The sequence below is a fragment of the Achromobacter sp. genome, assembly GCF_050285565.1.
GTDB lineage: Bacteria > Pseudomonadota > Gammaproteobacteria > Burkholderiales > Burkholderiaceae_B > Achromobacter.
This window is the reverse complement of sequence record NZ_JBLZXG010000008.1, coordinates 291,954-314,455: the sequence shown is the minus strand read 5'-3', so window position 1 is coordinate 314,455 and position 22,502 is coordinate 291,954. Positions and strand designations below refer to the sequence as shown.

The following is a 22,502-nucleotide window of genomic DNA, read 5'->3' as shown; positions in this document are numbered from 1 at the left end:
CTTCTGCCTGATTTGCACCGACTTACGCAAAATTCGCCGACTGCCGGTTCGAGAGAATCATCGCTGACTCACCGCCTCGCTGCCCTGCGACAAATCCGATTGCCGTAGCGTTCGAATCCGTTGCACTTGCCTGGCTTCGCGGCTCAACAGAACTGCTTGAACTGCGAAGGAGCGAGACTATAGCACAGAATTTTGGCTTGTCACGCCAGCATGGCAAGCTTTTTGCAGAAAGATGATGCTTCCGGGGACGCACCTCGCATTTGCCATGGAAACATCATCCGCGCGGCTTTATGTAACGCGAGCCCGCAGGGGCCGCTCGCCTAGAAATTCCTAATTGCCGAGGCCACCACACCATTGCCCCCCAGAGGAAACCGCGCATCTCAGGCCTATACCTATATATAGAGAAAGTTTTGTCGCCGCGATGGACAGCCTATATAGATAGCCCGACAGACAAAGGACAACTCTTCCCATTCCCCTACAGCCGCAGCTCGGTAGTTTCCTTGATCTGCTGGAGTGCGAAGAACGAGCGCATGTCGACCACCGCAGGGTGGCGCATCAGCGTGTCCATGGCGAACTTGGAGAAATGCGCCAGGTCGGCGACCTGGATACGCAGCAGGTAGTCCATGTCGCCGGACATGGCGTAGCACTCGACGACCTCGGGCCAGAGCTGAACGTCGCGGGCGAAGTCGCTCATGGGTGCGTGGCTGGAACCGCTGTGCTTGTTCAGGCGGATATTGACATAGGCCAGCAGGCCCAGCCCGACTTTCCCGGCATCGATCAGCGCCACGTATTTCTTGATGAAGCCCCTCTCTTCCAACCGGCGCACCCGACGCAGGCAGGGACTAGGCGAGAGCGATACCCGGTCGGCCAATTCCTGGTTGCTCAGCCGGCCGTCCCGTTGCAATTCGGCCAGAATCTTTATATCTGTCCTATCCAGCTCCATGTCAGACATTTTCAGCCCCATATTTTTTATCTTGGGCAATATTATTGCTCAACCTCGGCGCGTTCGCGACATGTTTGCAATTGTCTGCCTGCCTTTCCTCCCTACAATCTTCATCCTGGACTTGAACAACAAGTCGCCTCTACAACGACTCAAGGGAGCAGACTCATGAGCAGCGCTTTCCAACCCTGGGACAACCCGATGGGCACCGCCGGGTTCGAATTCATCGAATATGCCGCGCCGGATCCCGCCGCGCTGCGCAAAGTGTTTGAACTGCTGGGCTTCAAGGCGATCGCCAAGCACCGGCACAAGGATGTCACGCTGTACCGCCAGGGCGGCGTGAACTTCCTGATCAACGCCGAACCCGATTCCTTCGCCCAGCGCTTTGCCCGCCTGCACGGCCCGTCGATCTGTGCGATCGGCTTTCGCGTGCAGGATGCTGCAGCCGCCTACAAGCGCGCGCTGGAACTGGGCGCATGGGGTTTCGACTCGCACAGCGGCCCGATGGAATTGAACATTCCCGCCATCAAGGGTATCGGCGACTCGCTGATTTACCTGGTGGATCGCTGGAACGGCAAGGAAGGCCATGGCGGCATCGGCGACATCAGCATCTATGACGTGGACTTCGTGCCGGTGGATCCGCAGAACGCCCAGGCCGACCTGAACCACCGCGGTGCCGGGCTGACGCTGGTGGATCACTTGACGCACAACGTGCACAAGGGCCGAATGGCCGAGTGGTCGGAGTTCTACGAGCGTCTGTTCAACTTCCGCGAGGTGCGCTACTTCGACATCGAGGGCAAGGTGACTGGCGTGAAGTCCAAGGCCATGACCTCGCCCTGCGGCAACATCCGCATTCCCATCAACGAGGAAGGCACCGAAGAGAAGGGTCAGATCCAGGAATACCTGGATCTGTACCGTGGCGAAGGCATCCAGCACATCGCCATGGCCACTGACGACATCTACGGCACCATCGAGGCCTTGCGCGCCAATGGCGTGGTGTTCCTGGATACGCCCGATACCTACTACGAACTGCTGGACCGCCGCCTGCCCAACCATGGCGAAGACGTGGCGCGCCTGAAGAAGAACCGCATCCTGCTGGACGGCGCGCCCGATGGCGGCCTGCTGCTGCAGATCTTCACCGAGAACCAGATCGGCCCGATTTTCTTCGAGATCATCCAGCGCAAGGGCAACGACGGCTTCGGCGAAGGCAACTTCAAGGCGTTGTTCGAGTCCATCGAACTGGATCAGATGCGCCGCGGTGTGGTGAAGGCCGTCGACTGACCGCTTCCCCTGCCGGCGCCCGGAGGCTTGTGCCCGGCGCCGGCCTTGAAACCTCGCCGGTGGCGAGGTTTTTTTTCGTCTGCGCTACCGCTTCAGGCGATCCTGGAATTGCTTGCGGAATTTGGCCACCTTGGGCGCGATCACAAATTGGCAATAGCCCTGCTCGGGATGCAGGGCGAAATAGTCGCGGTGATAGTCTTCGGCGGGCCAAAAGCGCGCGGGTGCCAGCAGCTTGGTGACAATGGGCGCGTCGTAGACCTTTTGCGCCTGGACCTCGGCGATCACCGCCTCGGCCTGCGCGCGCTGGGTCTCGTTCTGCCAGAAGATGGCGGATTCGTACTGCGGGCCGACATCGTTGCCCTGACGGCCCGGCGTGGTCGGATCGTGAGTGGCGAAGAAGACGCGCAGCAGGTCACTGTAGGAGAGTTCCGCCGGATCGAATTCGACGCGGGCGACTTCGATGTGGCCGGTATCCTTGCCGCAGACCTGTTCGTAGCTGGGGTTGTCGACGTGCCCGCCGCTGTAGCCGGGCAGCACGCCCTTGACGCCGCGCAGGTCGGTGAAGACCGCTTCGACGCACCAGAAACAGCCGCCGCCGAGAACGGCGACTTCATTGCCCGGGGAGGGTTGTTCTGCCATGACGATTCCTTTCCTGAAACGATCCAGAGACGATACGACTACTTCTTGGCCGGCGCCAGCGTCAGGATCCATTCGGCCAACTGGCGGGCATCTTCCGGGCTGACATGGGTCTGCGCCGGCATCGGCACGGCGCCCCAGGCGCCCCGGCCGCCACTGCGGATCTTGCCGGCCAGATAGTCCACCATGGCGTCACCCTGGCCGGCGTAGCGTTCGGCCACGCTGGCCAGCGGCGGGCCGACGCGCTTGACGTCGACTTGGTGACAGGCCATGCAGGCCTTGCTCTTGGCCAGATCCAGGCCGGTGGTTTGCCCCTGGGCCGCGCCGGCGACCAGCAGGCCGGCGGCGACCGCCAACAGACTACGTATCAAATGCATCGGTTACTGCCCCACGGCTCGCGGTGCTGGCGAGCTTGCCGAACTTGGCAAGCACACCGCGTGTATAACGCGGCTTGGGCTGGACCCAGGCCTGGCGACGAGCCGCCATCTCTTCGTCGCTGATATTGAGCTGCAACAGCAGCTGGTGGGCATCGATGGTAACCGAATCGCCCTCGCGGATCAGCGCGATCGGGCCGCCGACGAACGCTTCGGGCGCGACGTGGCCCACCACCATGCCCCAGGTGCCGCCGGAGAAACGGCCGTCGGTGATGAGGCCGACGGTTTCACCCAGCCCCTGGCCCACCAGCGCGGAGGTGGGCGCCAGCATTTCGCGCATGCCAGGCCCCCCCTTGGGGCCTTCGTAGCGGATGACGACCACATCGCCGTCGCGGATCTGCCGCGCCATGATGGCGGCCATGGCATCGTCCTCGGAATCGAAAACCCGCGCCGGCCCGGTGATCACCGGATTCTTCAGGCCGGTGATCTTGGCCACGCAGCCTTCCGGCGACAGGTTGCCTTTGAGAATGGCCAGATGCCCCTGGGGATAGAGCGCGCGATCAAGCGGCATGATCACGTCCTGGTCGGGGCGCGGGCTATCGGGCACGCCGGCCAGCGTTTGCGCCACGGTCTGGCCGCTGATGGTGATGCAATCACCATGCAGCAAGCCGGCATTGAGCAACAGTTTCATGACCTGGGGAATGCCGCCGGCGCGATGCAGGTCGGTGGCCACGTATCGACCCGAGGGCTTGAGGTCGCACAACACCGGCACACGTTGGCGGATGCGTTCGAAATCGTCGATGGTCCAAGGCACTTCGGCGGCATGGGCGATTGCCAGGAAATGCAGCACCGCGTTGGTCGAGCCGCCGGTCGCCATGATGACGGAGACCGCATTCTCGATGGACTCGCGCGTGATGATGTCGCGCGGACGCAGGCCGCGCCGCACGGCATCCACCAGCACCCGCGCCGATGCCGCGGCCGAGGCCACCTTCTCGTCGTCCTCGTTGGCCATGGTGCTGGAGTACGGCAGGCTCATGCCCATGGCCTCGAAGGCCGAACTCATGGTGTTGGCGGTGTACATGCCGCCACACGAGCCGGATCCGGGAATGGCGCATTTCTCGATCTGCTTGAAATCGGCTTCTTGCATCCGCCCCATGGTGAACTCGCCGACCGCTTCGAACACCGAGACGATGGTCAGATCCTTACCCTGGTAGCGGCCCGGCTTGATGGTGCCGCCGTAGACATAGATACCCGGCACATTCATGCGCGCCAGCGCGATCATGCCGCCCGGCATGTTCTTGTCGCAGCCGCCGATGACCACGACGCCATCCATCCACTGCCCCTGCGCGGCGGTCTCGATACAGTCGGCGATGACCTCGCGCGACACCAGCGAGTACTTCATGCCCTCGGTGCCCATGGACATGCCGTCGGAAATGGTGGGGGTGCCGAAGACCTGTGGATTGGCCTTGGCGCCGCGGATGGCCTCGATGGCGGCGTCCGCCAGACGCTGCAGGCCGCTGTTGCACGGCGTGATGGTCGAATGGCCGTTGGCCACGCCGATCATGGGATTGTCGAAGTCGGCCTCCTGGTAGCCCAGCGCGTAATACATGGCGCGGTTGGGGGCCCGGGCGACGCCGTGCGTGATGTGGCGGGAACGTTCGTTGTGCGACATGGTCTGTTGTCTCCTGTCGGCCGTCAGGGCGTGGACATGGCGATCGCGCCCGGTGAGGGTGGCCTGCTCGCTCGCGGGCGAGTCTCGGGATACATCGGCATTCAAGGCGCCCGCCTGTCGTGTCGATCTACCGCAGGGCTCGCCGGTTATTATCATTCAACTTTATTGTGTCGGGCGGAACATGCTGCAATATCCAAAATTCGACCCCGTTGCCCTGCAGATCGGACCCCTGTCCATCCATTGGTACGGGCTGATGTACCTGGTGGGCTTTGCCTTGGTCTATCTGCTGGGCCGGCGCCGCATCACCCGCGGCCACACCACGTCGATGAACGTGCGCGACCTGGAGGATCTGATCTTCTACAGCGTGCTGGGGGTGGTGCTGGGCGGACGGCTGGGCTACGTGCTGTTCTACAAGCCGGGCTACTACCTGGCCCACCCGTTGGAAGTGGCCTACCTGTGGGAAGGCGGCATGTCGTTCCATGGCGGGCTGATCGGCGTGATCCTGGTGATGCTGCTGTTTGCCCGCAAGAAGGGCCTGCCGTTCTTCGCCGTCAGCGACTTCATTGCGCCGTTGATTCCGCTGGGACTGGGCTTTGGCCGCCTGGGCAATTTCATCAATGGCGAACTGTGGGGCCGTCCGACCGACGTGCCGTGGGCGATGGTGTTCCCGAGCAGCGGCGATGGCATTGCGCGCCACCCGTCCCAGCTCTATGAACTGGGGCTGGAGGGCATTGTGCTGTTCGCGCTGATGTGGTGGTTCTCGAACAAGCCGCGCCCCCTGGGCCAGGTGAGCGCGGTTTTCCTGATGGGCTACGGAGCGTTCCGTTTCCTGGTGGAATTCACCCGCGAGCCGGACAACTTCCTGGGGCTGCTGGCGGGCGGCTTGAGCATGGGACAGTGGCTGTCCCTGCCGATGGTCGCCCTGGGCGCCATCATGTTCGTGCTTACTGCAAAACGATCGTCCCGTTGACCGAGATGCTGACCGTGACGTTCCCCGCTTCCAGGGGAACGTCCGCGCTGTAGCGGGCGCCTCCCGACGCGTCCTTGGCCATTGCGTTCATCATGCGCGGCATCGGTGTGACGCCGCCGGCGCCGCCCAGCTCGAGCTTGCTCAGGCGGTAGCCCGAGAAACCGAAAGCGTTGGCGGCGGCCAGCGCGCGATCCTTGAAAGCCTGGGCCGCTTCCTTGAGCAGCTTGCGCTCCTCGGCTTCGCGCACTTCGCGCGACAGCGAAAAGCCGATGCTGGAAATCGCGGTCTTGTCGGACAGTTTGGACGCCAGCGCCGCGGCGGCGGCAAAATCCTTCGATTCGAGAATGACCTCGCCCTGGCCGCGCCAGTTGGTGCTGGTCTTGCTCTTGCTGCTGCCGGTGGAATTGGGCCAGACGTTGAAGCCGCCAGTGCGCACTTCGACTGCCTTGGTGTCGCGCGCGCGCTTGACTACGTCGTCCAGCATTTCGGTCAGCTTCTTGCCAGCGGTAGGCTGGTCGCCGGCCTCGACCTCGGCCGACAGCGTGATACGTACCGTGTCCTGGTTGACCTCGGACGACGCGGTGGCCTGCAGCGTCAGTTCCGGCGAACGGTTGGCCGCGGACTCCGACGCGGCGGGCGCCTGCGCCTGGGTCTGCGCGAAGACAGGCTGCGCCAGGGACAGCGCGGCCACGGCAGCGCACGCCGCGCCAAGTCTGGTCAGCGAAAAAACGGGGGATTTCGACATGGACTGGTCCTATGAGGGAGGACGATGGGAAGGCGCCCGGCGCGGGCCTGCGCTCATGGCAGGCCCGCTGGGATAGATGCCCCGCCTGTGCCGTCAAGGCCGGCATCTCGAACCCTGAGGTTCAAGGTGGTCGCGTTCCGAAGAGCGTCGGGTTCGTCTACGAGAGACAATCGCTCCAGCTCTGCACTCCCGCAACCAATATGCCATAAGACATAGGTTCAGAGAATGTATGGCCAGGTCACGGACACGGCAGGGACAAACTGAAAAATCTTGATGAAAACCGCTTATGAACGTCAGAGCAGTTTTTCTTGCCCCGACAGGGCATTGTCCAGCACTGCGTTCATGTCCTCGATTCTACGCTTGAAGTCGCCGACCGCCAAACCGCCCAGCGGACCATCCGGCGCCTTCATGGCAAGCAGCTCGCCGGCGACCTGCAACGCGGCCATCACGGCGATGCGTTCGTTGCTGGAAACCTTGCCGGTGCCCTGGATGCGCAGCATGAGCTGGTCGACGTGGCGCACAGCGGCCAGCAGCGTGGGCTTTTCCTCGGCCGAACACGCCAGCGAGTAGTCGCGCCCGAGTATCGTTACATCAACGCGTTCCATCAGTGTTGCTCTCCGGACGGCGCACCCGGCAGACGGGCCAGGACGGCGTCGATGCGCTCGCGGGCGGCGGCGGCGGCCACACGCAGGCGCTGTAATTCGGCGTCGCGGCTTTGCAGGTTGCCCTGCAGTTCGGCTTCGCGGGCGGCAAAGCGCGCCTCGATCGATTGGCGCTCGGCGATTTCGCGGGCGAGCTGTTCGCGCAAGGCCACTTCGGCTTGCTGCGCCTGCTCCAGCATCGCGCTGACGGCGCCGTCGTGGTCCTGCAACTTGATCTGCAGCGCGGCGATGTCGGCGTCGCGCTCGGCGGCGCGTTGCTTGAGCACGCGCGTCTCGGCTTCGGTTTCGTTCAGGCGCATCCGCAAAGCGTCACGCTCGGCATGAAGTTGCCGGGTGCGTTGCACCAGTTGCCCGATACGGGCGGCGAGTTGGTCTAGGTCTTGCAGCATGGGCGCTATCGTAAACCATCCAGGTGGGAATCGGGCCGCTTCACGCATGGTGAGAAACACGGCAATATTCAGTAGGAAATACGGCGATCACGCCGGCGGCGGGCAACATAACCGATCAGGCACGACTAGAAAAGTCCCACGCGCGCGGCAAGCGGCGGCTCAAGCGAACCCGCTTTCGCATTTCTTTCTATCAACTTTCACTTAGCTTTCAAAAAACCCTCAATCAGCCCGCCCCGTTACATCTGGGGATCGGGAGTTCCCCAATTTTAGGGAAAACCCCAGGCTTTCACCTACCTTACAGGGTTTGCATCGCTGCAGGCGTCCATTACCATTCGCCCTTTCAAGAAGCCGCGACGAAGCTTTCAGAAGAACACCGGGCACCGTGACGTGCCTTTTTTGTGCCTGTCACCTGGCTTTCCGGCAGCCCGGGCAGATCACAAGCCTCTTTTTATCTACATGCTGTAAACAGGAGCCAACCAATCATGCAGCTACGCAATCGACAGGACTTCTGGTCGGGGGTGATGTTCATCGCCCTTGGACTGGGATTCGCCTGGCAAGCCAGCAGCTACCAAATGGGTACTGCCGCCCGGATGGGCCCCGGGTATTTTCCTTTCTGGCTGGGCATCGTTCTCGCATTGCTGGGTGCCATCGTGCTGCTTGGCTCGATGTCGAAGAAGGCCCAGGAAACCCACGTCGACAAGTTCGACTGGCGCATCGTCTTCCTGGTGGTCGGATCCGTGGTCATTTATGGCCTGGTCCTGAAACTGCTGGGTATCTATATCTCGGTGTTCCTGCTGGTCGTCATAAGCAGCCTGGCCAGTCATGAGTTCAACCTGAAGGTCGCCGTCGCCAACGGCATTTTCCTGGTGGTGTTCTCGTACCTGGCGTTCGTCAAGGGGCTGGGGCTGATTTTCCCGCTGTGGCCGTCGTTTCTGGGCATGAACTGAGGAGCTACTGGTCATGGAATTGTTTGACAATCTTATGTTGGGTTTCTCGGTGGCGTTCACGCCCGAGAACCTGCTTTACGCCCTGTTGGGCTGCATCCTGGGCACGCTGATCGGCGTGCTGCCGGGTATCGGCCCCGTGCCGACCATCGCAATGCTGCTGCCGATCACGTACGTGCTGCCCCCGGTGGCCGGTCTGATCATGCTGGCGGGTATCTATTACGGCGCTCAATACGGGGGTTCGACCACCGCCATCCTGGTGGCGTTGCCAGGGGAAACGTCCGCGGTGGTGACCGTGCTGGACGGTCACCAGATGGCCCGCAACGGCCGCGCTGGCGCCGCGCTGGCAATCGCCGCCCTGGGTTCGTTCTTCGCCGGTTGCGTGGCCACGCTGCTGCTGGCCGCCTTCGCGCCGCCGCTGGCTGAAGTCGCCTTCAAGTTCGGCCCCGCCGAGTACTTCTCGCTGATGTGCCTGGGTCTGGTCGGCGCCGTGGTGCTGGCCTCGGGCTCGCTGCCCAAGGCGATCGCGATGATCATCCTGGGTCTGCTGCTGGGCATGGTCGGCACCGACGTCAACTCGGGCGTGGCCCGCTTCGACTTCGGCGTCCCCGAGCTGCAGGACGGCATCGACTTCGCCATCGTGGCCATGGGCGTGTTCGGCTTCGCCGAAATCATGACCAACCTCGAGCAGAAGGAAAACCGCGTCGACATCACCGACAAGATCGGCTCGCTGTACCCGAACAAGCAGGAATTCAAGGAGTCCGCGCCTGCCGTGCTGCGTGGCACGGCCCTGGGTTCGGCCCTGGGTATCCTGCCGGGCGGTGGCGCCGTGCTGTCGTCGTTCGCCTCGTACACGCTGGAAAAGAAGATCTCGAAGAATCCGGAACGCTTCGGCAAGGGCCACCCGGCCGGCCTGGCTGGCCCGGAATCGGCCAACAACGCGGCCGCGCAGACCTCCTTCATCCCGCTGCTGACCCTGGGGATCCCGGGCAACGCCGTGATGGCGCTGATGGTCGGCGCGATGACGATCCACAACATCCAGCCCGGCCCGCAAGTGATGACGAGCCACCCCGAGCTGTTCTGGGGCCTGATCGCCTCGATGTGGATCGGCAACCTGATGCTGGTGGTGTTGAACCTGCCGCTGATCGGCCTGTGGGTCAAGCTGCTCAAGGTGCCCTACCGCATCCTGTTCCCGGCGATCCTGGTGTTCTGCACGATCGGTGTGTACTCGCTGAACTACAACTCGTTCGACATCTTCACGACGGCCATGTTCGGCATTGTGGGTTATGTCTGGTCGAAGCTGAAGTGCGAAGGCGCGCCGCTGCTGCTGGGCCTGGTGCTCGGCCCCATGATGGAAGAGAACTTCCGCCGCGCCCTGCTGCTGTCGCGTGGCGACTTCAGCACCTTCGTGACGCGCCCGCTGTCGGCCTCGCTGCTGGCGGTGGCGGTGTTCCTGGTGATCCTGGTGGCCCTGCCGGCGATCCGCAAGAAGCGCGAAGAGACCTTCGTCGAGGAAGATTGAGAACGCGCCGCCGCATCGCGCGGCGGCGTCGTTGCACCCGAACCCCCGGCTTGCCGGGGGTTTTTCTTTGCGCGCGCGTACTTGCGGGCGGCGCATGCGCGGATCGACGAACGAAACTAATTGCTACAACTCAATACAGGGTGTGCGCGCAAGCGCCCGCATCTACGTTAAGCTACGGGTTTACCCCCACGCGATGATTCGAGATGAATTTCGACTGGAACAACCCTTATCCCACGACGCGCACACCGGTCTTTGCCCGCAATATCGTCGCCACCTCGCAGCCGCTGGCGGCGCAGGCCGGGCTGCGCATATTGGCCAGTGGCGGCAACGCGGTGGATGCCGCCATCGCCGCGGCCGCGACGCTGACGCTGACCGAGCCGGTCAGCAACGGCCTGGGATCGGATTGCTTCGCCATCGTCTGGGACGGTTCGAAGCTGCACGGCCTGAACGCGTCGGGGCCGGCACCGGCGGCCTGGAGCCTGGACTACTTCCGCCGCAAGCACCAGGGCGCGATACCCACCCGTGGCTGGGACAGCGTCACGGTGCCGGGCTGTGTGGCCGGCTGGGCCACCCTGCATGAAAAGCTGGGACGGCTGCCGTTCGCCGACGTGCTGGCGCCCGCCATTGATTATGCCGAACGCGGCTTCGCCATCAGCCCCATGGTGCATCAGAAGTGGGCCGCGCAGGCCGACGTGCTGCAACCGCAACCGGGCTTCGCCGAACACTTCCTGCCGCGCGGCCGGGTGCCGCAGATCGGCGAACATTTCACCCTGAAAGGCGCCGCCGCGACACTCAAGCGCATCGCCGCCAGCGGTGGCCGCGATTTCTATGAAGGCGAAACCGCCCACAAGCTGGTGGCCCATGCGCAGGCCCACGAGGCGGCCATGACGCTGGCCGACCTGCGCGACTTCGCGCCGGAATGGGTGACGCCCATCAGCCAGACGTACCGCGGCCACACCCTGCACCAGATTCCGCCGAACGGCCAGGGCATCGCCGCCCTCATCGCACTCGGCATCCTGCAGAACTTCGACCTGGCGGCGCGGCCGATCGATCATCCCGACACCCAGCACCTGCTGCTCGAGGCCATGAAGCTGGCCTTTGCCGATGTCTATACGCACGTGGCCGACGCCCGCCACATGCGCCTGGCGCCCGAGCAGATGCTGCGCGCCGACTACCTGGCCGAACGCGCCCGGCTGATCGATCCCAATGTCGCCCAGGCATTCGCCTGCGGCCATGCGCCGCAGGGCGGCACCGTCTACCTGACCGCCGCCGACCGCGGCGGCATGATGGTCAGCTTCATCCAGTCGAACTACATGGGGTTCGGCTCGGGCGTGGTGGTGCCAGGCACCGGCGTCAGCCTGCAGAACCGCGGCCACTGCTTCAGCACCGAGGCCGAGCATCCCAACGCGGTGGCGGGCGGCAAGCGCCCCTTCCACACCATCATCCCGGGCTTCCTGATGCGCGATGGCGCGCCCGCGATGAGCTTCGGCGTGATGGGCGGCAACATGCAGCCGCAGGGCCAGGTGCAGACGCTGGTACGCATGCTCGACTACGGCCAGCAGCCTCAGGCCGCCTGCGACGCGCCGCGCTGGAAATGGAACCAGGGGCTGGCGGTTGACGTGGAAACCTCGATGTCCGCCGCCGTGACGCAGGGCCTGCGTGCGCGTGGGCACGTGCTCGAAGGCATCGACGACCCATACATGGATTTCGGCTCCGGCCAGTTCATCTGGCGCCTGGGCGATCCGGCGGTGGACGGCTACGTCAGCGCCAGCGACAGCCGTCGCGATGGGCTCGCCGCCGGCTTTTGATTGCGTTAAGGTTACTGCCTCAGGTTTTCCTTTCCACAGTGGAGTTCCCTGCATGGCATCGATCGGTACCAAAAGCTACGACGCGGTCGTGGCCCAGAAAGTCGCATTCCTCGGCCTGGGCGTGATGGGCCTGCCCATGGCCGGCCACCTGGCCCGTGCCGGGCATGACGTCACTGTCTACAACCGCACCGCCGCCAAGGCGCAGGCCTGGGCCGCCGAATTCGGCGGCCGCAGCGCCGTGACACCGCGCGAGGCCGTGGCTGGCGCCCAGATCGTGTTCGCCTGCGTCGGCAACGACGACGACCTGCGCAGCGTGACGCTGGGCCCGGATGGCGCGTTCGCCGGCATGGCGCCAGGCGCGGTATTCGTGGATCACACCACCGCCTCGGCCGACGTGGCGCGCGAGCTTTACGCGCAAGCCAAGAACCTGGGCCTGAACTTCATCGACGCGCCGGTGTCCGGCGGCCAGGCCGGCGCGGTCAACGGCGTGCTGACGGTCATGTGCGGCGGTGAACAGGCGGTGTTCGACGCGATCAAGCCGGTGGCGCAGGCCTTCGGCCGGGCGGTGACGCGGGTGGGCCCGCCGGGAGCCGGACAACTGGCCAAGATGGTCAACCAGATCTGTATCGCCGGCATCGTGCAGGGCTTGTCCGAAGCCGTGGCGTTCGGCCAGGCCGCCGACCTCGACATGAAGCTGGTGCTGGATGTGATCAGCAAGGGCGCGGCGCAGAGCTGGCAGATGGAGAACCGCGGCGGCACCATGGTCGACGACAAGTTCGACTTCGGCTTCGCGGTGGACTGGATGCGCAAGGATCTCGGCCTGGTGCTGGCCGAGGCGCGCCACAACGGCGCCCGGCTGCCGCTGACGGCACTGGTGGACCAGTTCTACGGCGACGTGCAGAAAATGGGCGGCGGCCGCTGGGATACCTCAAGCCTGATCAAGCGCCTGCGCGATTGAACGCCAGCCGGCCATGAAAAAGCGAACCACGGGGGTTCGCTTTTTTTTCAGGCCGCTTGCAGCGCGACCCGCGACGGCGCCAGGTCGAGCGCGTCGATGCGCTGGCGCGCCAGCGCCACACCTTCAAGCGCCGCCACTTCACCCATCGCCATGCCTTCGGCGGCGATGAAGGTGACCTCGTTCATGCCCAGGAAGCCCAGCATCTGCCGCAGGTACGGCGTCATGGTGTCGTTCGGCGTGCCTTCGGCCTTGCCGCCGCGCGCCGTGAGCACGAACACCTGCTTACCCTTCACCAGTCCCTCGGCCATCCCTTCCGGCGTATAACGGAACGTGACGCCGGCACGGGCCACGTGATCCAGATAGCTCTTGAACTGGGCCGGCAGATTGAAGTTGTAGACCGGCACCGCGAACACGACGCGGTCGGCCTGCAGCAGCTCCGCGATCAGGGCATCGCTGCGTTCGACGATGCGCTGCTGCTCAAGGGTACGCGCATCGGCGGGCGTGAACAGCGCGCCGGCGGTGGCGCCGTCGAAGTACGGCAACGGCTCGGCGCCGATGTCCCGGGTGGTGATGACAGCGGCGGGGTCGGCCTGCTTGATGCGGGCCACCAGGTGGTCGGCCAGTTCCTTGCTGTGCGAGCGATTGCCAAGAATCGAGGACAGGATGACGAGGGTCTTCATAAGGTGATCTCCAGTGCGGACCGCGAAGAGCGCGGTTCCTGAGTGCATGGCGTCACTGTAGATCGCTTAATTGATCACATAAACCCGGGTATGATGAACTGTTCGTTCCAAGCATAGAACAATCATGCAAGATCTAAACGACCTCTACTATTTCTCTCAAGTCGTCGAGCAAGGCGGTTTCAGCGCCGCGGCGCGGGCACTGGACATCCCCAAATCGCGCCTGTCACGCCGCATTTCCCACTTGGAGGAAAGCCTGGGCGTGCGGCTCCTGCAACGCACCACGCGGCGCCTGCGCCTGACCGCGGCCGGCGAACGCTACTTGCATTACTGCCGCGAGATGGCAGCCTCGGCGCGCGCGGCCGACGATGCGATGCGCCAGTTGCAGGCCGAGCCTGCCGGACCGGTGGTGGTCAGTTGCCCGGTCTCGATCGCGCAGGACGTACTGGCGCCACTGCTGCCGGAATTCCTGGACGCGTGGCCGGCCATTTCGGTGCAACTGCTGGTGACCAACCGCCGGGTGGACCTGATCCGCGAAGGCGTCGATCTGGCCCTGCGCGTACGCACCAAGCTCGATACCGACGCCGAGCTGGTGGTGCGGCACCTGGGCACCGCGCGCGGTACCCTGGTGGCCAGCCCGGCCTACATCCAGCGCCACGGGGCGCCCGACACGCCGCAGGATCTGGCCTCGCACACCACTTTGAGTTTCAGCGATCCGCAGAACGAGGTGCGCTGGCCGCTGCGCAACGACAAGGGCGAAGAGGTGCATATCGAGCTGAAGCCGCAGCTCTCGTGCAACGATTTCATTGTGCTGGTGGAGGCGGCCGTGCGCGGCCGCGGCATCGCGCTGTTGCCGTCGATCGCCACCCAGGAAGAACTGCGCCGTGGCCAACTGGTGCCGGTCCTGCCGCAGTGGCAATCGCCGGAGGGCATCGTCCACTGCATCTATCCGTCGCGGCGCGGCATGATGCCGGCGGTGCGCACCCTGCTGGATTTCCTGTCGCAGCGCCTGCCTCCCACCTACCAGCGGCTGGAAAAGCAGGGCACCACGGCGCCCGCGGCTCAGTAGCCGCGTTCGCGCTCGACCACGCCGCTGATGGGCTCGCCGCGCATCAGCCTGGCGACCTTGCCGGCGATCTGCTCGATGCTTTCGTCGCGCAGCGTGCGGGCGGCGATGTGCGGCGTGACATGCACGCGCGGATCGCGCCAGAAAGGATGATCCTGGGGCAACGGCTCGGTATGGAACACATCGAGCGTGGCGCCGGCGATCTCGCCCTCTTCCAACATTTGCACCAGGTCTTCCTCGACCAGATGCTCGCCCCGGCCAACGTTGACCAGGTGCGCCTCGGGCAGCAGTTGGCCGAGGGTGTCGCGGTTGAGGATGCCGCGGGTGTCGGGCGTAAGCGGCAGCACGTTCACCAGGAAGCGGGTGCGCGCCAGAAAGGCCGGCAACGCATCCTGGCCGCTGAAGGACTCCACGCCGGGAATCTCGCGCGGCGTGCGCGACCAGCCGGCCACCGGATAGCCGAATTCGGCCAGCGTCCGCGCCACGCGCGCGCCCACCTGGCCCAGGCCCAGCACGCCCACCGGCCAGTCGGCCTGGCGCGTGCCTTCGCGGGTATCCCAGTGCTGGCGTGCCTGCGACTCGTCGAAGGCCTGGAAATCGCGCGATACGCGCAGCAGCGCGTACAGCGCGTATTCGGCCATCTGCACCGACATGCCGGCGTCCTCCAGGCGGACAATGCGCACGTGCGGCGGAATTTCCTTCATCTTGAGCAAGGCGTCCACGCCCGCGCCGAGGTTGAACAGGGTCTCGATGCGGGTCTCATGCTGGAACAATTCCACCGGCGGTTTCCACACCAGGGCGACCTCGGCGCCCGAGGGCGGGCCTTCGGGATTCCAGACGGAAATGCGACAGCCGGGCATGGCGGCTTGCAGGCGCGGGACCCAGACGTCGGGGTCGTGCAGGGGGCAGGCGAAGAGGATATGCATGGCGGAAATCCGGACAGGCTCGGGAAACCGCAAGCATGGGGGAATACGGCGCGTAAATCAAACGGCCCGGCGTGAAAGCCGGGCCGTGTTCAGGACGGGTGACGCGCAGCGGTCAGGCCGTCTGCGTGACCTGCGGCTTGTTCTTGCTCTTGCCGCGGCGCAGGAAGGCCCACACCTGCAGCAGGATCAGCAGCGCGCTGGCGCCGATGAACCAGGCGCTGATCGGGCGTTGCACGAACACCGCCAGGTCACCGCGCGACAACAGCAAGGCGCGGCGGAAGTTCTCTTCGACCATCGGCCCCAGCACAAAGCCGAGCAGGATGGGCGCGACCGAGAACTCCAGCGTCATCAGGACGGCGCCGATCACGCCGAAGGCCAGCACTTCCCAGATCTGGAAGAGGCTGTTCTGGGTACTGAACACGCCCACCGCGATGAAGAACAGCGCCGACGGGAACAGGTAGCGGTACGGCACCTGCAGCAACTTCACCCAGACACCGATCAGCGGCACGTTGAGCACCATCAGCAGCACGTTGCCGACCCAGAAGCTGGCGATCAGGCCCCAGAAAATGTCCGGATGCTCGGTGATCAACTGCGGGCCGGGCTGGATGCCCTGGATCAGCAGCGCGCCCAGGATCAGCGCCATCACCGCGTCGCCAGGGATGCCCAGGCTCATGGTGGGGATGAAGTCGACCTGCGTCTTGGAGTGCGACGAGGCTTCGGGCGAGGCCACGCCGGCGATCATGCCGGTGCCGAACTTCTCGGGCGTCTTGGAGATCTTGCGTTCCAGCGCGTAGGCCACGAAGGTGGTGATGGTGGGACCGGTGCCGGGCATGGCGCCGAACAGCGTGCCCACGGCGGTGCCGCGCACCATCGGCCAGAAGGCCGTCTTCAGTTCCTGCTTGCTGGGACGCATGTCGCGCAGGCGCAGCTTGGCGCCGCTGCCGATGATGGTCATGCGGTTGACGCTCATCAGGAAGTCGGCCACGCCGAACAGGCCCATCGAGATCGCCACCAGTTCGAGGCCGTCGGACAGGTCCAGCAGGCCGAACGAGAAGCGGATGGTGCCGGTGTTCACGTCGGTGCCGACCACGCCGCACATCAGGCCGAACAGCGTCATCGCCACGCCCTTGAGCGGCGAGCCGCGCGACATGGTGGCGCCGGCCAGCAGGCCCAGCAGCATGATCGAGAAGATCTCGGTCGGGCCGAACTTGAAGGCGACTTCGACCAGCAGCGGCGAGGCGAAGATCATGACGATGATGCCGACCGAGGCCGCGAAGAACGAGCAGATCATCGTGATGCCGAGCGCTGTTCCGCCCTTGCCTTGCTTGGTCAATGGATAACCGTCAAGGCAGGTCACCGCGTGCGGCGGGTGCGAAGGCAGGTTGAGCAGGATGGCGCCGATGGCGCCGCCGTACTGCGAGCCGTAGAAGATGCCGGCCAGCATCAGAATGGCGGGCACCGGCTGCATCACGTAGGTCAGCGGCAGCAGGATCGAGATGGCCGACAACGCGCCCATGCCGGGCAGCACGCCGATGAGGTTGCCCACCAGCACGCCGAAGAACGACCACATCAGGTTATGGAGCTGGAACGCGACGCCGAAGCCGTACCAGAGATCGGTCAGAGCTTGAGAAATCATGGCGCATCAACCCCAGCGAAACAGCGGCAACTGCAGTTGCAGCGCCCACCAGAAAACCACGACCGCGATCAAGGACATGCCGATCGACAGTACGAATGCCTGCTTGACCGTGTTCTTGCGGTCGCCCAGGGCGGAAATGAACACGATGGCGAACGTGGCGGGCAGCAGGCCGCCATAGTGGCCCAGCAACAGGAACGCCAGCGTGCCGAGCAGGATGCAGACGCTGCCGCGCAGATCCGGCAGGCCATGGGCGTGGCCGTCGCCCGGAGCGGGCGGCGTGGACTCGCCGGAACGCGCCGAGACGGCGATCAGGATCCCCGTCAATGCCAGCAGGCCGCCCAATGCCGCGGGGAAGAACCCCGGGCCCATGTGGCTGAGCGTTCCGATGTGATAGTCGGTACCACCGTAGATCGCCCCCAATCCGATAAGGACCATCAGCGCGCCGCCGTAGTAGTCCTTTCTATTAATTGTTTTTTGCACTTCCATCCTCCTGAGGCAGAGCCGTGCAGGCTCCCAGGATGGCGCCATGAGCGTGCGCCATCCGGCTCTTTACAACAAGCCGGCTGGCAGATTACGGAAGGAAGCTGCTAATTCGCTTTCTATGCGCTGTCGCGATCCTGAATCCGGGGGTTATCCCTGATGGAAAGCGGTGCGATGCCCGACGCGAGCGAGGATCAAGGAATGAAAGCTCCGCGGAATTATTGTTCGCCGGTGAACTCGGCGTCGGCGGGGCGCGGGTACTGCGACACGGTCGTCGCCAGCGGCAGCCAGAGCACCGATGCCAGGCCCACCCCGCCCTGCGCATTGGCCTCGCCATCGCGCAACTCGATATCGCCGTCGTTGCGCCGGGCGTAGGCGCGGGCGATGGCCAATCCAAGACCCGATCCCGACGAGGCGACCGGCTTGTCGGTGCCGACCCGCTCGAAGCGGGCGAAGGCGCGGGCGCGCAGCAACGGCTCCAGGCCGGGCCCGTTGTCGGACACGGCCACTTCGGCGCGGTTCTCGCCCCGGCTGACCGACACCGTAATGCGGGCCCCCACGGGCGCGTAGTGGATGGCGTTATGCACCAGGTTGGACAGGGCTTCGTGCAGTTCGGCCTCGTTGCCGGACACCGGCGCGTCGATCTCCTGGCCCTGCCCGTTGGTGGCCTGCACCCAGCCCAGATCCTGCTGCTTTTCGTGCGCCAGCGGCAGATATTGCAGAACCACCTCGCGCGAGACGGCGTTCATGTCGAGCAATTGGCGCGGCAATGGGTCGGCCTGGTTGGCGTGCGCCAGCGACAGCAACTGCTCGGTCAGGCGGCGAGTGCGCCCCAGTTGATCGACGATGGCGCGCAAGCCTTCCTGGGCGCGCGCCGGATCGCGCTCGCGCAGGGCGTATTGCGCCTGCGTCAACATGATGGCCAGCGGCGTGCGCAACTGGTGCGAGGCGTCCGCCAGGAAGTGCGACTGCTCTTCCAGCACCCGGCGGTAGCGGGCGATGTGGTGGTTGACGGCGTCCACCAGCGGCGCCACTTCGCTGGGCACGCGCGAGGCATCCAGGGGGGTCAGGTCATCGGGCCGGCGGTTGCGGATGTCGGCGCGCAGCCGGCGCAGCGGTTTCAGGGCCCACGACACGCCCCACCAGACCAGCAGCACCACCAGTGCCAGCATGCGCGCGTCGCGCAGGATTTCCTGACGCCGGGCGCTGTTCTCGGCCTCGATGCGTTTGCCGGTGCTTTCGGCGACCAGCACCAGCACCTGGCGATGCGCCCCCTGGTAATACAGGTCGCGCACCAGCGATACCACCCGCACCGGGTCGTTGCGGTAGACGCCGTCGTAGAACACGGGCGGGCCATTGGAGCGCGGCCAGCTCGGCGGACGCGGCAGTTCGGGCATGCCCAGCAGGGTCTTGCCCTGTTCGGCCGGCACCGGCGCATCGTCCGGCAGGGGGGGATCGATCTGTTCGATGCGGAAATACTTGCGCAACCCGGCGCGCGATTCCAGCATGACCTGCGCGTACAGTGGCGTGGCCACCTGCAGCGCGCCGTCGGGGGTGAACTCCAGGCTGCTTTCGAGCACGCGGGCGGGCTCGACCAGCGCGCTGTCATAGGCCTCGTTGGTGATCTCGGAGAGCGTGCGGTAGTCGTTCAGGCTGTCGATGACCAGCAGCGCCACCACGCCGGGCAGCAGCAGGATGATCAGCAGCGCGCGGATGCCGACCCGCGGCAACCCAGGGATCCGGAGGCTCACGAGGGGGTCAGGAGTCGGCGGCTTCGCTGGCGACGCTTTCCAGCATGTAGCCCAGCCCGCGCACGGTGACGATCCGCACGTCGCTGCCGGCCAGCTTCTTGCGCAGGCGGTGCAGCACCACCTCGATGGCGTCGGGGTTGGCCTCGCTGTCGTGGGTGAAGACCTTGCCGAACAACTGTGATTTGTCCACCGGGTAGCCGCTGCGCGTCAGCAGCGCCGCCAGGGCGGCGTGCTCGCGCGGAGTCAGGAACAGCAGGGAGCCGTCGAGCGTGAAGGCGCGGCTTTCGCTGTCGTAGGACAACGAACCACACTGCAGGCGCGGATGCTGGCGGCCGCGGCTGCGGCGCACCAGCGCGGTCAGGCGGGCTTCCAGCTCTTCGAGGGCGAACGGCTTGGTCAGGAAGTCATCGGCGCCCAGGTTCAGGCCGCGCACCCGGTCCTGCAGCGCGCCCTGGGCGGTCAGCAGCAGCACCGGGGTGCGGTCATCGCGGTTGCGCATCTCGCGCAGCACCACCAGGCCGTGCTTGTCGGGCAGGCGCAAGTCCATGACGATGGCGTCGTACTCGGTGCCCGCCATGAAGGCTTCGGCGGTGCGGGCATCGGCCGCGTGATCCGGCACGAACCCGCTTTGCGCGAGCGCGCGCATCAGCCAGGATGCCATGTCCCGTTCATCTTCAACCAACAATATGCGCATGACCGTCCGTTCCTTCGGGCAAGTTCTCTGCCGTCCGCTGCCCATGCACGCGCTGACGCAGGTAGCGGGTTTCGTGGTGACGCCGAAAGAGAATTGCCGACAACTCGTTCAACGCCTGGGTGTAGACGTCCCGCTTGAACTCGATCACGGCATCCAGCGGCACCCAGTACTGGCTCCAGCGCCAGGCGTCGAATTCCGGATGCTGCGTCGCGCGCAGGCAGACGTCACTGTCACGTCCCACCAGGCGCAACAAGAACCAAATCTGTTTTTGTCCTTTATAGTGGCCACGCCACTCACGCCGGACGAAGTGATCGGGCACGTTATAACGTAACCAATCGCGTGTACGCCCCAAAATACGGACATGCTCGGGCTTCAGGCCCACCTCTTCATGGAGTTCGCGATACATGGCCTGCACCGGGCTTTCGCCATACTTGATGCCGCCCTGGGGGAACTGCCATGCATGTTCCCTGATACGCTTGCCCCAAAAGACCTCGTTTCTACCGTTGACGAGAATGATGCCGACATTGGGGCGGTAGCCTTCGCGGTCAAGCATGGGCCACCCCCACCGAATTCAATACAATTACGGTCGATTATACGTATCTGCTGCCACCTTTAAACATGCGCGCATCCAACTACCACATCAACACCCTCAAAGAAGCCCCTTCCGAAGCCGAAGTCGCCAGCCACCAGCTGATGACCCGGGCCGGCATGATCCGCAAGCTCGCGGGCGGCATCTACACCTACATGCCCCTGGGCCTGAAGATCATCCGCAAGGTCGAGGCGATCGTCCGGGAGGAAATGAACGCCTCGGGCGCCATCGAACTGCTGATGCCGGTGGTTCAGCCGGCCGAGCTCTGGATGGAATCGGGCCGCTGGGAGCAATACGGCGCCGAACTGCTGCGCATCAAAGACCGGCACCAGCGCGATTTCGTGCTGCAGCCGACCTCCGAAGAGGTGATCACCGACATCGCCCGCAACGAGATCCACAGCTATCGCCAACTGCCGCTGAACTTCTATCACATCCAGACCAAGTTCCGGGACGAGCGCCGGCCCCGCTTCGGCCTGATGCGCGGCCGCGAATTCACCATGAAGGACGCCTACTCCTTCGACCGCGACGAGGCCGGCGCCCAGCGCAGCTATGACAACATGTATGCCGCCTACATGCGCATCTTCGGCCGCCTGGGCCTGGAGTTCCGCGCCGTGGCGGCCGATACCGGCTCCATCGGCGGCACCCGCAGCCATGAATTCCAGGTGATCGCCGACACCGGCGAGGATCTGCTGGTCTACAACGCCGAGTCCGACTACGCCGCCAACATCGAGCTGGCCGAGGCGCCCTGCCTGTACGCCGAGCGCGGCGCGGCCACCCAGCCGATGGCCGACGTGGCCACCCCGGGCGCCGCCAAGTGCGAGGACGTGGCCCGCCTGCTGGGCCTGCCACTGGAACGCACCGTGAAATCCATCGTCCTGGCCACCGACGGCGACAAGGGCAAGGTCGACATCTGGCTGTTGCTGCTGCGCGGCGACCACGAACTCAATGAAATCAAGGCCGGCAAGCTGCCGGGCCTGGCCGGCTTCCGTTTCGCCACCGAAACCGAGATCGTCGAGCATTTCGGCTGCAAGCCCGGTTACCTGGGTCCGGTGCGCACCGCGCGTCCGGTGCACGTGATCGCCGACCGCACCGTGGCCAACATGGCCGATTTCGTCTGCGGCGCCAACCGCGAGGATTTCCACATCCAGGGCGTGAACTGGGGCCGCGACCTGCCCGAGCCCGAACGGGTGGCCGACCTGCGCAACGTGGTCGCGGGCGACCCCTCGCCCGACGGCAAGGGCACGCTGTCGATCCAGCGCGGCATCGAGGTCGGCCACGTGTTCTACCTGGGCAAGAAGTATTCCGAGGCCCTCAAGGCCACCTTCCTGGACGAGACCGGCAAGCCGGCCGTCCTGGAGATGGGCTGCTACGGCATCGGCGTGACCCGTATCGTGGGCGCGGCCATCGAGCAGAACCACGATGCCCGCGGCATCATCTGGCCGCGCGCCATCGCGCCGTTCGAAGTCGTCATCTGCCCGGTGGGCTGGGGCAAAAGCGAAACCGTGCGTAACACCTCCCTGAAACTGTACGAATCGCTGCTGGCGCGTGGCGTGGACGTCATCCTGGACGACCGCGACGCCCGCCCCGGCGTCATGTTCGCCGAATGGGAATTGATCGGCGCGCCGCTCCGTGTAACAGTTGGAGAACGCGGGCTGAACGACGGTGTGGTGGAATTGCAGGCCCGCCGGGAAACCGAAGCGGCCAAGATTCCGGTAGAGTCCGCGCTGGAAGCGGTGCTGACGAAACTCGACACGCTGTAAACCTTATAGCAACTACGGACTT

Annotated in this window: 22 protein-coding genes and 1 other RNA gene; 8 read left to right on the top strand and 15 right to left on the bottom strand. The window is 64.9% G+C overall.

Annotated elements, in window-relative coordinates; translation table 11 throughout:
• Window positions 1-475: 475 nt before the first annotated feature.
• A complete protein-coding gene (locus tag ACN6O8_RS19075; RefSeq protein WP_427992557.1) occupies window positions 476-952 on the bottom strand; it encodes an Lrp/AsnC family transcriptional regulator in 477 nt (158 codons plus the stop codon).
• Window positions 953-1,108: 156 nt separating this feature from the next.
• Here ACN6O8_RS19075 and hppD point away from each other — a divergent pair, with 156 nt between their 5' ends.
• Window positions 1,109-2,221: a 4-hydroxyphenylpyruvate dioxygenase gene (hppD, locus tag ACN6O8_RS19070; protein WP_427992556.1), complete on the top strand. Its 1,113-nt coding sequence runs from the start codon at window positions 1,109-1,111 to the stop codon at window positions 2,219-2,221.
• Between the two features lie 84 nt (window positions 2,222-2,305).
• On the opposite strand, the gene msrA is transcribed toward hppD, so the two are convergent.
• The 3 genes from msrA to ilvD are packed head-to-tail and all read right to left on the bottom strand — an operon-like array spanning window position 2,306 to window position 4,903.
• The gene (msrA, locus tag ACN6O8_RS19065; protein WP_427992555.1) at window positions 2,306-2,860 is read right to left on the bottom strand and encodes a peptide-methionine (S)-S-oxide reductase MsrA; all 555 of its coding nucleotides are present in this window, start codon (window positions 2,858-2,860) and stop codon (window positions 2,306-2,308) included.
• 38 nt (window positions 2,861-2,898) lie between these two features.
• A complete protein-coding gene (locus ACN6O8_RS19060) occupies window positions 2,899-3,234 on the bottom strand; it encodes a c-type cytochrome (RefSeq protein WP_427992554.1) in 336 nt (111 codons plus the stop codon).
• The gene (gene ilvD, locus ACN6O8_RS19055; RefSeq protein ID WP_427992567.1) at window positions 3,218-4,903 is read right to left on the bottom strand and encodes a dihydroxy-acid dehydratase; all 1,686 of its coding nucleotides are present in this window, start codon (window positions 4,901-4,903) and stop codon (window positions 3,218-3,220) included. Before ilvD ends, ACN6O8_RS19060 begins: the two co-directional genes overlap by 17 nt.
• Before the next feature lie 181 nt (window positions 4,904-5,084).
• Here ilvD and lgt point away from each other — a divergent pair, with 181 nt between their 5' ends.
• Window positions 5,085-5,873, top strand: a complete 789-nt coding sequence (gene lgt, locus ACN6O8_RS19050) for a prolipoprotein diacylglyceryl transferase (protein WP_427992553.1) — start codon at window positions 5,085-5,087, stop codon at window positions 5,871-5,873.
• Here lgt and ACN6O8_RS19045 read toward each other — a convergent pair.
• The 4 genes from ACN6O8_RS19045 to ACN6O8_RS19030 form a co-directional block, all read right to left on the bottom strand.
• Window positions 5,848-6,618 carry an SIMPL domain-containing protein gene (locus ACN6O8_RS19045; protein WP_427992552.1) on the bottom strand — a complete coding sequence of 257 codons (771 nt, stop codon included), beginning with the start codon at window positions 6,616-6,618 and terminating at the stop codon, window positions 5,848-5,850. The genes lgt and ACN6O8_RS19045 overlap by 26 nt on opposite strands.
• Before the next feature lie 74 nt (window positions 6,619-6,692).
• Window positions 6,693-6,877, bottom strand: a non-coding RNA gene (gene ssrS / locus ACN6O8_RS19040) — 6S RNA.
• Window positions 6,878-6,911: 34 nt separating this feature from the next.
• Window positions 6,912-7,223, bottom strand: coding sequence for a cell division protein ZapA (locus ACN6O8_RS19035; RefSeq protein WP_427992551.1), 312 nt, complete (start codon window positions 7,221-7,223; stop codon window positions 6,912-6,914).
• Window positions 7,223-7,669: a hypothetical protein gene (locus ACN6O8_RS19030; RefSeq protein ID WP_427992550.1), complete on the bottom strand. Its 447-nt coding sequence runs from the start codon at window positions 7,667-7,669 to the stop codon at window positions 7,223-7,225. Before ACN6O8_RS19030 ends, ACN6O8_RS19035 begins: the two co-directional genes overlap by 1 nt.
• Before the next feature lie 482 nt (window positions 7,670-8,151).
• Between ACN6O8_RS19030 and ACN6O8_RS19025 the strand changes: the two genes are divergently transcribed.
• The 4 genes from ACN6O8_RS19025 to ACN6O8_RS19010 all read left to right on the top strand — a co-directional run bounded on the left by ACN6O8_RS19025 (window position 8,152) and on the right by ACN6O8_RS19010 (window position 12,901).
• A complete protein-coding gene (locus ACN6O8_RS19025; protein WP_427992549.1) occupies window positions 8,152-8,616 on the top strand; it encodes a tripartite tricarboxylate transporter TctB family protein in 465 nt (154 codons plus the stop codon).
• A gap of 13 nt (window positions 8,617-8,629) precedes the next feature.
• Window positions 8,630-10,135 carry a tripartite tricarboxylate transporter permease gene (locus ACN6O8_RS19020; RefSeq protein ID WP_427992548.1) on the top strand — a complete coding sequence of 502 codons (1,506 nt, stop codon included), beginning with the start codon at window positions 8,630-8,632 and terminating at the stop codon, window positions 10,133-10,135.
• 203 nt (window positions 10,136-10,338) lie between these two features.
• Window positions 10,339-11,943, top strand: a complete 1,605-nt coding sequence (locus ACN6O8_RS19015; RefSeq protein WP_427992547.1) for a gamma-glutamyltransferase family protein — start codon at window positions 10,339-10,341, stop codon at window positions 11,941-11,943.
• A 52-nt stretch (window positions 11,944-11,995) separates the two neighbouring features.
• Window positions 11,996-12,901: an NAD(P)-dependent oxidoreductase gene (locus tag ACN6O8_RS19010; protein ID WP_427992546.1), complete on the top strand. Its 906-nt coding sequence runs from the start codon at window positions 11,996-11,998 to the stop codon at window positions 12,899-12,901.
• Between the two features lie 47 nt (window positions 12,902-12,948).
• On the opposite strand, the gene ACN6O8_RS19005 is transcribed toward ACN6O8_RS19010, so the two are convergent.
• Window positions 12,949-13,581 carry an FMN-dependent NADH-azoreductase gene (locus ACN6O8_RS19005; protein ID WP_427992545.1) on the bottom strand — a complete coding sequence of 211 codons (633 nt, stop codon included), beginning with the start codon at window positions 13,579-13,581 and terminating at the stop codon, window positions 12,949-12,951.
• Window positions 13,582-13,705: 124 nt separating this feature from the next.
• Here ACN6O8_RS19005 and ACN6O8_RS19000 point away from each other — a divergent pair, with 124 nt between their 5' ends.
• The gene (locus tag ACN6O8_RS19000) at window positions 13,706-14,647 is read left to right on the top strand and encodes a LysR family transcriptional regulator (protein ID WP_427992544.1); all 942 of its coding nucleotides are present in this window, start codon (window positions 13,706-13,708) and stop codon (window positions 14,645-14,647) included.
• Here the strand turns inward: ACN6O8_RS19000 and ACN6O8_RS18995 are convergent.
• The 6 genes from ACN6O8_RS18995 to ACN6O8_RS18970 all read right to left on the bottom strand — a co-directional run bounded on the left by ACN6O8_RS18995 (window position 14,641) and on the right by ACN6O8_RS18970 (window position 20,684).
• Window positions 14,641-15,570: a 2-hydroxyacid dehydrogenase gene (locus tag ACN6O8_RS18995; RefSeq protein WP_427992543.1), complete on the bottom strand. Its 930-nt coding sequence runs from the start codon at window positions 15,568-15,570 to the stop codon at window positions 14,641-14,643. The two genes, ACN6O8_RS19000 and ACN6O8_RS18995, sit on opposite strands and share 7 nt — an antisense overlap.
• A gap of 112 nt (window positions 15,571-15,682) precedes the next feature.
• Window positions 15,683-17,206 (bottom strand): tripartite tricarboxylate transporter permease, encoded by a 1,524-nt coding sequence (locus ACN6O8_RS18990; RefSeq protein ID WP_427992542.1) that lies wholly within the window; start codon window positions 17,204-17,206, stop codon window positions 15,683-15,685.
• A gap of 6 nt (window positions 17,207-17,212) precedes the next feature.
• Window positions 17,213-17,692, bottom strand: coding sequence for a tripartite tricarboxylate transporter TctB family protein (locus ACN6O8_RS18985; RefSeq protein ID WP_427992541.1), 480 nt, complete (start codon window positions 17,690-17,692; stop codon window positions 17,213-17,215).
• Between the two features lie 212 nt (window positions 17,693-17,904).
• Window positions 17,905-19,437: a sensor histidine kinase gene (locus ACN6O8_RS18980; RefSeq protein WP_427992540.1), complete on the bottom strand. Its 1,533-nt coding sequence runs from the start codon at window positions 19,435-19,437 to the stop codon at window positions 17,905-17,907.
• A 7-nt stretch (window positions 19,438-19,444) separates the two neighbouring features.
• The gene (locus tag ACN6O8_RS18975) at window positions 19,445-20,131 is read right to left on the bottom strand and encodes a response regulator (protein WP_020925157.1); all 687 of its coding nucleotides are present in this window, start codon (window positions 20,129-20,131) and stop codon (window positions 19,445-19,447) included.
• A complete protein-coding gene (locus ACN6O8_RS18970; RefSeq protein WP_049071340.1) occupies window positions 20,112-20,684 on the bottom strand; it encodes an RNA pyrophosphohydrolase in 573 nt (190 codons plus the stop codon). The genes ACN6O8_RS18975 and ACN6O8_RS18970 overlap by 20 nt, the downstream gene beginning before the upstream one ends.
• A 65-nt stretch (window positions 20,685-20,749) precedes the next feature.
• Here ACN6O8_RS18970 and ACN6O8_RS18965 point away from each other — a divergent pair, with 65 nt between their 5' ends.
• Window positions 20,750-22,480, top strand: a complete 1,731-nt coding sequence (locus ACN6O8_RS18965) for a proline--tRNA ligase (RefSeq protein WP_427992539.1) — start codon at window positions 20,750-20,752, stop codon at window positions 22,478-22,480.
• The last annotated feature ends 22 nt before the right edge of the window (window positions 22,481-22,502 follow it).

Excerpts from the sequence above, each read along its gene's own strand:
- ACN6O8_RS19075 (WP_427992557.1), bottom strand. The coding sequence starts at position 952 with ATGTCTGACATGGAGCTGGATAGGACAGATATAAAGATTCTGGCCGAA.
- hppD (WP_427992556.1), top strand. The coding sequence starts at position 1,109 with ATGAGCAGCGCTTTCCAACCCTGGGACAACCCGATGGGCACCGCCGGG.
- msrA (WP_427992555.1), bottom strand. The coding sequence starts at position 2,860 with ATGGCAGAACAACCCTCCCCGGGCAATGAAGTCGCCGTTCTCGGCGGC.
- ACN6O8_RS19060 (WP_427992554.1), bottom strand. The coding sequence starts at position 3,234 with ATGCATTTGATACGTAGTCTGTTGGCGGTCGCCGCCGGCCTGCTGGTC.
- ilvD (WP_427992567.1), bottom strand. The coding sequence starts at position 4,903 with ATGTCGCACAACGAACGTTCCCGCCACATCACGCACGGCGTCGCCCGG.
- lgt (WP_427992553.1), top strand. The coding sequence starts at position 5,085 with ATGCTGCAATATCCAAAATTCGACCCCGTTGCCCTGCAGATCGGACCC.
- ACN6O8_RS19045 (WP_427992552.1), bottom strand. The coding sequence starts at position 6,618 with ATGTCGAAATCCCCCGTTTTTTCGCTGACCAGACTTGGCGCGGCGTGC.
- ACN6O8_RS19035 (WP_427992551.1), bottom strand. The coding sequence starts at position 7,223 with ATGGAACGCGTTGATGTAACGATACTCGGGCGCGACTACTCGCTGGCG.
- ACN6O8_RS19030 (WP_427992550.1), bottom strand. The coding sequence starts at position 7,669 with ATGCTGCAAGACCTAGACCAACTCGCCGCCCGTATCGGGCAACTGGTG.
- ACN6O8_RS19025 (WP_427992549.1), top strand. The coding sequence starts at position 8,152 with ATGCAGCTACGCAATCGACAGGACTTCTGGTCGGGGGTGATGTTCATC.
- ACN6O8_RS19020 (WP_427992548.1), top strand. The coding sequence starts at position 8,630 with ATGGAATTGTTTGACAATCTTATGTTGGGTTTCTCGGTGGCGTTCACG.
- ACN6O8_RS19015 (WP_427992547.1), top strand. The coding sequence starts at position 10,339 with ATGAATTTCGACTGGAACAACCCTTATCCCACGACGCGCACACCGGTC.
- ACN6O8_RS19010 (WP_427992546.1), top strand. The coding sequence starts at position 11,996 with ATGGCATCGATCGGTACCAAAAGCTACGACGCGGTCGTGGCCCAGAAA.
- ACN6O8_RS19005 (WP_427992545.1), bottom strand. The coding sequence starts at position 13,581 with ATGAAGACCCTCGTCATCCTGTCCTCGATTCTTGGCAATCGCTCGCAC.
- ACN6O8_RS19000 (WP_427992544.1), top strand. The coding sequence starts at position 13,706 with ATGCAAGATCTAAACGACCTCTACTATTTCTCTCAAGTCGTCGAGCAA.
- ACN6O8_RS18995 (WP_427992543.1), bottom strand. The coding sequence starts at position 15,570 with ATGCATATCCTCTTCGCCTGCCCCCTGCACGACCCCGACGTCTGGGTC.
- ACN6O8_RS18990 (WP_427992542.1), bottom strand. The coding sequence starts at position 17,206 with ATGATTTCTCAAGCTCTGACCGATCTCTGGTACGGCTTCGGCGTCGCG.
- ACN6O8_RS18985 (WP_427992541.1), bottom strand. The coding sequence starts at position 17,692 with ATGGAAGTGCAAAAAACAATTAATAGAAAGGACTACTACGGCGGCGCG.
- ACN6O8_RS18975 (WP_020925157.1), bottom strand. The coding sequence starts at position 20,131 with ATGCGCATATTGTTGGTTGAAGATGAACGGGACATGGCATCCTGGCTG.
- ACN6O8_RS18970 (WP_049071340.1), bottom strand. The coding sequence starts at position 20,684 with ATGCTTGACCGCGAAGGCTACCGCCCCAATGTCGGCATCATTCTCGTC.
- ACN6O8_RS18965 (WP_427992539.1), top strand. The coding sequence starts at position 20,750 with ATGCGCGCATCCAACTACCACATCAACACCCTCAAAGAAGCCCCTTCC.